Raw genomic sequence first — 9,551 nt, forward strand, 5'->3', positions numbered from 1 at the left:
GCTGGGGAAGGGGCGGCTCAGGCAGCGGGCGGTAACCCGACCACCTGGGTGTGGGCGCCCCGGGCCTGGGTGACACCAATGGTGCGGGTTGCGGCGGCGATCATCGGGCGCCGGTGGCTCACCACCATGAATTGGGCCTGGTCTGCCTGGCCGGCAATCAGGGCGGCGAGGCGCTCCACGTTGACGCCGTCGAGAAAGCTGTCGACTTCGTCTAATGCATAGAAGGGCGAAGGGCGGAAGCGCTGCAGGGCAAACAGGAAGCTCAGCGCCGTGAGCGATTTCTCGCCGCCACTCATGGAGTTGAGACGCCGCACCGCCTTGCCCTTGGGGTGGGCCACCAAGGTGAGGCCACCTTCAAGGGGTGCTTCCGGGTTTTCCAGCTGCAGGTGCCCCTCGCCATCGGATAGCCCTTCAAAGATTGTGCGGAAATGGCCATCCACCGCTGTGAAGGCTTCAAGGAAGGCCTCCTGGCGCAGGGTGGCCACGGTTTCGATGCGCAGCAGCAGCTCTTCGCGCTCCTTGCTGAGCACTTCGAGCCGCTCCTCTAATTCCGCCAAGCGGGTTTCGAGCTGCTCAAGCTCCTCGAGGGCGAGCATGTTCACCGGTTCGAGGGCTTCCATCCGGCCCTGCAGGCTGCGCAGCTCCGCCTGCAGGGCTTCCAGACCCGCCTCCCGCACTTCTGCGGGAATCTCCGGCCTTGGCTCAGGCAGTTCCCGCTCCAGTTGTTCGAGGCGCAGCTGGTCGCCACGCTGCTGTTCGGCCAGCGATTCGAGCTCCTCGCCGAGGCGTTGCAGTTCCCATTGGCGCTGTTGCAGGGCCTGGCGCTGGGCGGCCAGCTGGGCTTCGGCGGCATCGCGGGCGCGGCGGCTTTCGCCAAAGCGGGTTTGCAGCTGCTGCTGCTCGGCTGCCAAGGTGCTGCGCCGCTCCTGATCCGCCTGGTGCTGCTCTTTCCAGCGAGCTCGCTCCTCCACCAGGGTGTGAACAGCGGCCACCAGCCGCTGTTCATCGGCGCTCAGGGCCTCGAGCTGGTTGCTGAGGCGCTCGGCGCTCAGGGCCCGTTCGCGCCGGGCCGCCAGCAGCCCATCACGCTGGCTGCGGGCCGCGGCCAGGGCCGAGTCGGCCGCCTCCAGCTCGCTCTGCAGTCCCTGCCAGCGGGCTGCATCGCCGGAGGATTGCACTGCAGCTTCGGCCTCTTCCAAGGCGATGCGTTGTTGCTGCAACGGCAACAGCAGGGATTCGAGTTGCTGCTGGCGCTGCAGATCGCTCTGCAAGGCCTCCTGCAGTTGGCCCAGGCGACTGCCCAGCTGCTGCTGGCGTTGCAGTTGGGGGGCTAGGGCCCGCTGGGCGGCGCTGCGCTCGGCCTCCAGGCCCGCCTGGCGCTGCTGGTGTGAGAGCAGCCGGGGGCGCAGGGCCTCGAGCTGCTGGCCCAGCTCGGCTTCCTTGCGCCGGCAGGCCAGCAGGCTCTCGCCCAGTTCCAGCAAGCGCTGGCGTAGGGGTGCGGCTTCGTCGCCGTCCTGGCTGCGGCCGAAGCTGAGCTGGCTGCCCCGCTGTTGCAGGCTGCCGCCGGTCATGGCGCCGCTCTTCTCCAGCAGTTCGCCGTCGAGGGTCACGGCCCGGCAGCGGCCCAGTTCGCGTCTGGCATTGGCCAGGCTGTCGAACACCAGGGTGTCGCCGAAGACGTAGCGGAACACCTCGGCGTAAACGGGCTCGTAACCCACCAGATCCACCGCCTTGCCCACCAGCCCACCGCTTGCAGGGCCACCTGCTGCTCCCCCGCGTTGCAGGGCGGCTCCGCCGCTACCACTGGAGCCGCTACCGGAGCCACCCCGAATCTTGTTGAGCGGCAGGAAGGTAAGCCGGCCTGCCCGGCGACTTTTGAGCAGCTCGATCGCCCGGGCGGCGATGCGGTCGTCGTCGACCACCACCTGGCCGAGGCGGCCGCCGGCGGCCACTTCCAGCGCCAGGCGCACCCGCTCCTCCACTTCGCCGAGCTGGGCCACCGGCCCGTGGATGCCGTCCATGCCAGCCTCCAGCAGTACCCGCAGGGCGCCGGTACCGCGGCTTTCCTGCAGAGTGTCGCGGCGGCTGTCTAGCCGGGCGATTTCGCGCTCGAGCTGGGTTTGCTCCTGCTCGAGGCGGCTGCGGGTTCGCTGCTGAAGGGCCAGGGCTTCGGCTAGCTCCTGCACCTGCTGCTGCTCCAGGCGGGTGGCTTCCAGCACTTGCTGCCAGCTGCTTTCGGTGGCCTCCAGTTGCTGCTGGGCACTGCGATGGCTGGCCCCTTCCTGCTGCTCTTCGGCGCCGAGCTCGGCCAGGCGCTCCTGGTGCTGCCGCAGCCGCTCCTGTAATTGCTGACGCTCGGCCTCCAGGGGGCTGATCTGCTCGCCGAGCTGCTGGCGGGCGCGGCTGCGCTGCTGCTGTTCTTCCAACCAGCTGCCGGAGCGCCCCGCCACCTCGCCAAGCCGGCGGCGCGATAGCTCCACGGCGGCTTCGGCATCGCGGCAGCCGGCGTCGGCATCACTGAGAGCGGCTTGGTCGGAACTGGTCTCGAGGGCCTGCTGCTGCTGGCGCAGCTCGCCCTGAGTGCGGGCCAGCTCGTGGCGCTGGCGTTGCAGGGCCTCGGCATCGAGCTGGTGTTTGCCTGCCTGGCGGGTTAGTTCGCGGCCACTGGCCTCCAGGCCTGCCAGCTCGGCCTGCACGGCGATCAGCTGATCTTCACCTAGGGCTTTTACCTCAGCTTGGAGTTGCTCGAGCACGGTGGCGGCGGCAGCCAGGCCCGTTTCTCCCTCGCTGATCGCCTCGCGTTCAGCCTGTTGCTGACTGGCGAGGCTGGCGCTGCGTTGCCGCAGGGCAGCTTGGTTCGCCTGGGCTGCTTCAAAGGCCAGCACCTGCTCCTGCATGCGGCCGTTGTGGTGGCGCTGGCGCAGGTCTTGATAGGTGCGGGCTTTGGCGCAGTCACGCTCAAGTTTCTGGCGGGAGCTGAGCAGCTCCTGCTGCACGATTGAGCAGCGCTCCTGACGCTCTTGCACCTCATCAAGCTTGCCGCGGCTCTGTTCGATGCGGCTGTCGAATAGGGCGACACCAGCTAGCTCGTCGATGATGCCGCGCCGGTCCCGGGCGCTCATCGAGACGATGCGCGTGACGTCTCCCTGCATCACCACATTGCTGCCTTCCGGATCCACCCGTAGGCGCCGCAGCTGGCTTTGGAGCTGTTGCAAATTGCAACTCACCCCATCGGCGCTGAAGCTGCTGGCATAGGTGCCGCCGGGGGCAACCCGCAGGCGCCGGCTCACCGTCCACTCCTGTTGGCCTGGCTTGATCCAGGGCCCTTCTTCGGGCGGCTCCAGGCCAGCTTCGGCCTGGTCGGGTTGCCACTCACTGAGGTCAAAGCGCACGCTCACCGAGGTTTCGGCGGCCTTGCCCTCGCGCAGCATGGCGCTGTTGATTAGATCCGGCAGGCGATCTGCCCGCATGCCGCGGCTGCTGGCTAGGCCCAGACAAAACAACACCGCATCAAGGATGTTGCTTTTGCCGGAGCCGTTGGGGCCCGTGACCACCGTGAAACCTTCTTGCAGCGGGATCGTGATCGAGCCGCCAAAGGACTTGAAGTGGGTGAGCTCGACCTGATTGATGTGAACCAACAGGCCCGTGCGCCGAGCAGCAGAAATGTAGCGGAGGGTTTCGAAAGCTCAACCCCCTCCTTACCTTGTGGTCTGAGCTTCGCAGTCGCCCTCTCTCACCATGACCGCAGAACTGCCATGACCGCTGAAACGCCTCCCCGCGCCGCCAGCCCAGAGGGCTTCCGCGACCGTTTTGAGACCCTGATCCCCACCATTCAGCGGGAGTGGCCGGCCGTTGCCCGCCAGACCCTGGAGGCCACCCGGGGCAGTTTTGATGAAGTGGTTGAGGTGATTTCCAGCCAGACCGGCCGCACCGCTAGTGCGGTGAAGGACCAGTTGCTTGAGCTGCTCGAGGTGGCCGGGGACCAGACCAGCCGCTTAGCGGACAACCTGGCGCCCTTGGAGGCCCAGCTGGAAAACCTGCTCGATGAGCTCAACACCACCTTGCGGCCTCGCATTGAGAAGCCGGTGCGGGAGCGTCCGCTGATGGCGATCGGCATCGCCACCGGCGTCGGGGTGCTGCTCGGTCTGCTGCTCGCCTCGGGCCGGCGTTCCTCATGACGGATCCGAACTCGCCAGGCCCTGCCCGGGTGGCGGCCGGCCGGGTCGGTGCCTTGATGACCTCGGTGATGGACCTGCACGTGCGCATCGCCCTGCAGGAAGTGGACCGGGAGAAGCGGCGCCTGATCAGCGGTGGCCTGCTGCTCAGCGGTGGCCTGGCGCTGCTGCTGTTGGCGCTGATCGGCGCCGAGCTGGCCCTGCTGCTGTGGCTGCACGACGCCCAGGGGCTGAGTTGGATCCACGCCGCCCTGGTGGTGGCTGCCCTGGATCTGGTGCTGGCCGGGGTGTTTGTGCGGGTGGGCGGCCAGCTGCTCAAGGGGCCCTACCTGCCCCAGACCACCGCAGGTCTCAGTAAAACCACTCGCGCAATCCTGGGTCGTTAACGCACCTCATAGTGCAGCCAGCGGCAGTCAATGCCTCCGTTGCTGATTGGGATGCGGCGGCTGGCCTTCATTTTGAGGGCGCCGGTGAGCTCCGGGTTGCCGCTGAGCAGCCACAGGCTCCAGCCGCCGCAACGCTCTTTCACCATGCGGCCCAGGTCGGCGTAGAGAGGCTCCAGAGCATCACGCTCGCCGATGCGCTCCCCATAGGGCGGGTTGCACACCAAGATGCCCGGCCCTGGCGGAGGCACGAAGTCGCGGCAGTCGCCCAGGCTCAGTTCCAGGGCACTTGCGATGCCGGCAGCCTCAGCGTTGCTGTGGGCTTGATCAAGCACGCCGGGATCTTGCTCCCTGCCAACGATCGGCGCCAGAGCTTCTCCGCTGGGGAGCGTCTCTAGGGCCAGGGAGCTGGCCGCTTGCCGCTCTTGCTGCCAGAGCTGGGAGTCGAACTTTGGCCAGCGCTCCAGGGCGAAGCGGCGGCCCAGACCCGGCGCCCGGCCCAGGGCCATGCAGGCCGCCTCAATCAGCAGGGTGCCGGAGCCGCAAAGGGGGTCGGCCAGGGGCACCGAGCCATCCCAGCCAGTGAGGGCGATCAGGCCGGCGGCGAGGTTTTCCTTGAGCGGGGCCAGGCCCATGGCAGCCCGGTAGCCGCGGCGGTGCATGCTGCCGCCGCTGCCATCGAGGCTCAGGGCTGCTTCGCCGCCGCCAAGGTGCAGATGGATGGAGAGGTCGGGATCATCCAGGTCAACGGAGGAGCGGGCGCCCCACTGCTGGCGCTGTAGATCCACCAGGGCATTTTTGACCTGCAGGGCGCTGTAGTGACTGTGGTTGAGGCCAGGAGCGCTGCCGGTGGCATCGACGCGGAAGGTGGCGCCAGGAGGCAGCCAGCGGCTCCAGTCGACGGCGCGCTGCACACCGTCGTAGAGCTCGTCCTTGCTGCGACAGGGAAATTGAGCCAGTTCAAGCAGGAGCCGGAAGGGCAGGCGGGCTTGCAGGTGCAGCCGGTAGAAGCCAGCCAGGTCTGTTTGGAAGCGCACGGCCCGGCGTAGGCGTGCTGCGGCTTGGCAGCCCAAGGCCGTGAGCTCAGCTGCCGCGGCTTCTTCGAGCCCCGGTGGCACAACCGCTATGCCGCTGATTGATGTGCTGTTTGGTTCGGTGATGCCCACCCCTGCGCCTGCCCTTGCTTGCTGCCACAATGAACCAGTCAGGTTTCGGCCTGACTAGGTGGCTCACACCAGTGCTTCGGACAGCGGTTCGATTCCGCTCAGCTCCACTTAAACGGGGCTGCAATGGTTTCGACGGGGTATAAGGAGGGTGACTGAAGCCTGCTCGGTAAGAGCACACACGTAACAGCGAACAACATCGTTGCTTTCTCCCGTCAGACCGCCCCTGTGGCTGCCTGACCCTGTAAGGGAGATGGGGTGAGGTCAGCCTTATCACCCAAATGATCCATGGGCCCTGGAAGGGGCCTTCCCATTGCAGCTCGTCCGAGCGATGGCCTGTCCCCACTGCGGCAGTTGGTCGGTTAAGGCGGATCGCAGCCTGGCTGGACGACTGGTGTGTGGTGGTTGCGCCAGGCCGCTGGGGGCAGTCCAGACGCCCCGGCGTCAGCGGCGCTCCCGATCGAGGCGCCCAGGTCTCTCTTTAGGCATTGGCCTGGTTGCGCTGGTTGCCTTGGCTGCGCTGTTGGCAGCCTGGGACGAGCAGCGGCTCAGATTCACTGCGCCGCTCGAGCGCCTCGCCCCTAACTCGCAACTAAGAACCCCAGGATTGTTCTGAGCCTTGCGCTTCAGAGATCGCCCAGGGAGCGCAGGGTTTGCACGGCAGCTGCTTCAGGGTCGCCCGATTGCCCGCATCACTGCGCCCTGGCATAGGCCGCCATGGGAGCAAAACGGAATCGCCTGGCCGTTTACCGAAGCGCCGCTGGACGCACCGCTAGCCGTTTTTTGAGTTGAGCTAACCGGAGCGGAGGAAGGGCCTGGGCTGGAGCCTGAACCTGCTGCAGCTTGCTGGGTGGTGGCGGTGTTGACGGTGTTGCGGGCTTTATCGAGCGCACCTGAATAAGCAGGCATGGAGGTGCCCTGCAGGGTGCCTTGAATAGCGCTGGCTCCAACCATGGGCGCCAATCCTTGGGCTATTGCATTGCCGGCTGGCAAAAAGACGGCCGCAACCAGAGCTGCTTTCAGCAGATTCGAAGACATATTGAGAGGCGACTAGGAATCAAGGCTGGCTTGGCTTGGCAGCTCCGGTAAAGCCGCTCCACACTTTGAGCTCTTCAATTGTTTGTACGCCTTCGCGGCGCTCCTTGCCCGCCAGGTCCCAGGTCGGGAAAGCCCGTATCTGGGCGGCCATGCAGCGGCTACGGCCATCGTCAGTTTTGTCGCAATCCACATAGGGGAGGGAATTGCCCCCTTCCTTGCCAAACAGGTTTTTTTGCTGGAAGCAGGCCGGGCACCACCAGGCGCCATAAAAAACAGCTCCCTTAGCGCGCAGGTGGGCACTTAGCTCTTTTTGCTCCGGCGTAGAAGCAGAAAGGGCTTCCCCCAAGGTGGCAGTGGTGGAGCTGCCGGAAGTTGTGCCGCCGCTACCGGCGCTGGCAGTGGCCGTAAAGCCAAGCAGCACAGTGCTGAGGGCGATAAGCAGGCCGGAGCGCAGGGAGCCAAACCAGGACATCAGCTTCCAGAAGCAACAATCAAAACTAGTTCCGTTGCTTGCTTTTGCCTGTGTGTGTGGGCAAAACACAGCCGATGGCCGCGCCGCCGCGTTCGGCCTTCCGCCCTTCCTTGGCCCAGCGGAAGTTCCCAGCGGCTGAGACACTTAACAGGTGCGGTGGTTTTGGGGTCGATGAGCGCGAACGGCTACCGCGATTACTTCAGTGTCCTCGAGGTTGAGCGTGGCGCTGATGCCGACGCCATCAAGCGCGCCTTTCGCAAGCTGGCCCGTCAGTACCATCCGGACGTGAACCCCGGCGATGCTGGGGCTGAGGCCAAGTTCAAAGAGGTGAGCGAGGCCTATGAAGTGCTCTCCGATCCTGATAAACGCCGGCGCTACGAACAATTTGGCCAGTACTGGAGCCAGGCGGGCGGTGGCTCGGCCAGTGGCGGCGTTGATGTTGATTTTGGCCGCTATGGCAACTTCGACGACTTCATCAACGACCTGCTAGGTCGATTTGGCGGCCCCGCTCCCGGCGGTGCCCCGGGCGGTTTTGGTTTCAGTTCAGGCTTCCCTGGTGGCTTTGCTGGCGGCATGCCTGGCGTCGGCCGCAGCGCCCCGATCAATCTCGATGCAGAAGCCAGCATCAGCCTCTCCTTTGCCGACGCTTTCCGCGGCTCCGAGCGCACCTTGGCCGTCAACGACGAGCGGGTGCAGGTGCGCATCCCGCCAGGGGTGAAGCACGGCAGCCGCCTGCGGCTGAAGGGCAAGGGCAACCTGCAGCCCGGCACCGGCCGCCGCGGCGACCTGTACCTCAACCTGCAACTGCAGGAGCATCCTGTGTGGAAGCTCGATGGCGACCAGCTGCGCGCTGAGCTGCCCCTCAGCCTCGATGAATTGGCCCTCGGCGGTGAGGTGCGGGTGGCGACCCCCGACGGTGAGGCCTCCGTGCAGGTGCCGCCTGGTATGACCCTGGGCCGCAGCCTGCGGCTCAAGGGCAAGGGCTGGCCCCTCAAGGATGGCCGCGGCGACCTGCTGCTTACGCCGGTGCTGAAGTTGCCTGAGCAGCTCAGCGCCGAGGAGCGCCAGCTGCTGGAGCAGTTGCGTGTTGCCCGCAGCGCCGATCCCCGCTCTGGCTGGATTCAGGCGGCCCGTCTCTAGGATCCACGCCAGCCAGGCCGTTTTCATGGAGCTCACCTACCGTCCCCGCCGATTGCGCCGCACCCCGGCTTTGCGGGCGATGGTGCGGGAGCATCACCTAAGTGCTACCGACTTTATTTATCCGCTCTTCGTGCACGAAGGCGCCACCAACGAGCCAATTGGTGCCATGCCAGGAGCTATGCGCTGGAGCCTCGAAGGCTTGGTGCAGGAGGTGGGCCGCGCTTGGGACTTGGGCATCCGCTGCGTTGTGCTGTTCCCCAAGGTGGCCGATGGCCTTAAAACCGAAGACGGCGCCGAATGCTTCAACGAAGGTGGCCTGATACCCCGAGCTATTCGCCGGCTTAAGGAGGTGCACCCCGAGATGGCGATCATGACGGACGTGGCCCTCGATCCCTACTCCTGTGACGGCCATGACGGCATCGTTAGCGAGGAAGGGGTAGTGCTCAACGATGAAACGGTGGCGATTCTCTGTCGCCAAGCCGTTGCCCAAGCTCGGGCCGGGGCGGATCTGATTGGCCCCAGCGACATGATGGATGGACGAGTTGGGGCTATCCGCGAAGCCCTCGATGAGGAGGGGTTCGAGCATATCGGCATTATTAGCTATACAGCTAAATACTCTTCCGCCTATTACGGCCCCTTCCGCGAAGCTCTTGATTCTGCCCCTCGGGTTGGCGCGGGCAAGCCAATTCCGAATGATAAATCAACCTATCAAATGGATCCGTCCAATGGACGTGAAGCGCTCACCGAAGCCCTGCTCGATGAACAGGAGGGCGCTGATATTTTAATGGTTAAGCCTGGCCTTGCCTACCTAGACATCATCTACCGTCTGCGTGGCGAAACCGAGCTGCCAATTGCGGCTTACAACGTAAGTGGTGAATACGCCATGGTGAAGGCCGCCGCTGAAAAGGGCTGGATCGACGAGCGGGCCGTGGTGCTGGAAACCCTTCTGTGCTTTAAGCGGGCTGGCGCTAATTTGATACTCACTTATCACGCCTGTGATGCTGCGCAGTGGCTGCGCCAGGGGTAATTTTATTATTTCCCGATATTTTTGGATTCGTGATTACCCATAAGCCTCCGCAAGCCTGAGATCGCGCTCCGTGCAAGGCGTGCAGCAGCAGACTGCATTGGCGATCCGTTCCGTCATCGCAACCATTGAGAAACGCCGGTTGAAGCGGAAGCA

At 65.2% G+C, this 9,551-nt stretch carries 8 protein-coding genes; 4 read left to right on the forward strand and 4 right to left on the reverse strand.

Features of this window, described 5'->3' with window-relative positions:
- Positions 1–17: 17 nt before the first annotated feature.
- Positions 18–3,638: a chromosome segregation protein SMC gene (smc, locus tag KBY83_RS13195; RefSeq protein ID WP_255019981.1), complete on the reverse strand. Its 3,621-nt coding sequence runs from the start codon at positions 3,636–3,638 to the stop codon at positions 18–20.
- 117 nt (positions 3,639–3,755) lie between these two features.
- Here smc and KBY83_RS13200 point away from each other — a divergent pair, with 117 nt between their 5' ends.
- Positions 3,756–4,178 carry a glycine zipper domain-containing protein gene (locus tag KBY83_RS13200; RefSeq protein ID WP_254960439.1) on the forward strand — a complete coding sequence of 141 codons (423 nt, stop codon included), beginning with the start codon at positions 3,756–3,758 and terminating at the stop codon, positions 4,176–4,178.
- Complete coding sequence (locus KBY83_RS13205) at positions 4,175–4,561, forward strand: phage holin family protein (RefSeq protein ID WP_255019982.1); 387 nt, start codon at positions 4,175–4,177, stop codon at positions 4,559–4,561. Before KBY83_RS13200 ends, KBY83_RS13205 begins: the two co-directional genes overlap by 4 nt.
- On the opposite strand, the gene KBY83_RS13210 is transcribed toward KBY83_RS13205, so the two are convergent.
- The 3 genes from KBY83_RS13210 to KBY83_RS13225 all read right to left on the reverse strand — a co-directional run bounded on the left by KBY83_RS13210 (position 4,558) and on the right by KBY83_RS13225 (position 7,231).
- Complete coding sequence (locus KBY83_RS13210; protein WP_255019984.1) at positions 4,558–5,724, reverse strand: class I SAM-dependent RNA methyltransferase; 1,167 nt, start codon at positions 5,722–5,724, stop codon at positions 4,558–4,560. The two genes, KBY83_RS13205 and KBY83_RS13210, sit on opposite strands and share 4 nt — an antisense overlap.
- Positions 5,725–6,390: 666 nt before the next feature.
- A complete protein-coding gene (locus tag KBY83_RS13220; protein ID WP_255019986.1) occupies positions 6,391–6,759 on the reverse strand; it encodes a hypothetical protein in 369 nt (122 codons plus the stop codon).
- 19 nt (positions 6,760–6,778) lie between these two features.
- Positions 6,779–7,231, reverse strand: coding sequence for a hypothetical protein (locus KBY83_RS13225; protein WP_255019987.1), 453 nt, complete (start codon positions 7,229–7,231; stop codon positions 6,779–6,781).
- Positions 7,232–7,402: 171 nt separating this feature from the next.
- Between KBY83_RS13225 and KBY83_RS13230 the strand changes: the two genes are divergently transcribed.
- Together KBY83_RS13230 and hemB are read left to right on the forward strand one after the other, a co-directional pair.
- Positions 7,403–8,371 carry a DnaJ C-terminal domain-containing protein gene (locus tag KBY83_RS13230; RefSeq protein ID WP_255019989.1) on the forward strand — a complete coding sequence of 323 codons (969 nt, stop codon included), beginning with the start codon at positions 7,403–7,405 and terminating at the stop codon, positions 8,369–8,371.
- A gap of 25 nt (positions 8,372–8,396) precedes the next feature.
- The gene (hemB, locus tag KBY83_RS13235) at positions 8,397–9,398 is read left to right on the forward strand and encodes a porphobilinogen synthase (protein WP_255019991.1); all 1,002 of its coding nucleotides are present in this window, start codon (positions 8,397–8,399) and stop codon (positions 9,396–9,398) included.
- Positions 9,399–9,551 lie beyond the last annotated feature (153 nt).

It is taken from the genome of Cyanobium sp. WKJ7-Wakatipu, assembly GCF_024345355.1.
Classification (GTDB): domain Bacteria; phylum Cyanobacteriota; class Cyanobacteriia; order PCC-6307; family Cyanobiaceae; genus Cyanobium_A; species Cyanobium_A usitatum.